The 1,212-nt window shown below is 71.7% G+C and carries 1 rRNA gene and 1 pseudogene; both read right to left on the minus strand.

From position 1 onward, the window contains the following. Positions 1-809: pseudogene (locus AB0I21_RS56835) on the minus strand (hypothetical protein); the annotation flags it as partial. 97 nt (positions 810-906) lie between these two features. Next, positions 907-1,023, minus strand: a 5S ribosomal RNA gene (gene rrf / locus AB0I21_RS56840). Between the last annotated feature and the right edge of the window lie 189 nt (positions 1,024-1,212).

Genomic DNA, 1,212 nt, shown 5'->3' on the forward strand with positions numbered 1-1,212 from the left:
ATGAGGCGCCAGCCGGTCGGGGTGAGCATGGTGTTGCCCGAGTGGCCGCGCGGTCCGCCGTCGCGGTCGCGGAACCCGCCCGGCCGGTCGCCGCGCGGCCCGCCGTCACGGTCCCGGAAGCCGCCGGATCCGCCGGCACGGTCGCCACGGGGACCACCGTCGCGGAAGCCGCCCTGCCCACCGTCGCGGTCGCGGAACCCACCGGAACGCTCACCGTCACGGAATCCCGGCCGGTCACCACCGGAGCGATAGCCGCCGGGACCACCCGAGCGGAACCCGCCCTGCCGGTCACCACGGTCGCCACGGGGTCCGCCGCCGCCTTCCCGGTCCCGGAAGCCGCCGGAGCCGCCCTCGCGCGGCCGGAAGCCACCGGAGCGCTCACCGTCGCGGTACCCGGGCCGGTCGCCGCCGCGGAAGCCGCCGGAGCCGCCCTCGCCGCCGGAGCGGTAGCCGCCGCCAGAGCGCTCACCGCCGGCCGGACGGTCACCGGAGCGGTAACCGCCCGATCCGCCGGAGCCGGCGCGATTGCCGTCACGGGATCCGCCGGTACGGTCACCGGAGCGGTACCCGCCACCGGAGCCACCGTCGCGGTCGCGGAAGCCACCGCCACGCGGCCCGCCGTCACGGTCGCGGAAGCCGCCGGAGCGGTCCTGACCTGCGCGGGGTCCGCCGTCGCGGGGCGTACGGGAGCTCGAGGCCGACCCGCGGTCGCGGTCGGCGCCGGTCCAACGTGGTTTGCGGTCGCCGGAAGCGGGGCGCTCGCCCCGGTCCTGCCCGCTGTTGTCGCGGTCGTGGGGTCCTGCAGTCACGACTTCATCCTTCCCGACCGGGGTGCACCACATGCGCTCGACCCGGTAAACGAATTAAGGGCCGCCCCAGGAAAGGGCGGCCCTTAAGCGAAATTTTGTCCGGCGGCGTCCTACTCTCCCACACTCTCTCGGGTGCAGTACCATCGGCGCTGGAGGGCTTAGCTTCCGGGTTCGGAATGGGACCGGGCGTTTCCCCTCCGCTATGGCCGCCGTAACTCTATGAACCTGTCAACCACCGCACACCCCGTCTGTTGGGGGTGCGTTCTGGTGTTGGTTCAGAATCACACAGTGGATGCGTTGTCTTCACAGCTTTGTTGTATGAGGTCAAGTCCTCGGCCTATTAGTACCGGTCAGCTCAAACCTGTTACCAGGCTTCCACTTCCGGCCTATCAACCCAGTGGTC

The sequence above is a fragment of the Dactylosporangium sp. NPDC050588 genome (assembly GCF_040654975.1).
Classification (GTDB): Bacteria; Actinomycetota; Actinomycetes; order Mycobacteriales; family Micromonosporaceae; genus Dactylosporangium; species Dactylosporangium maewongense.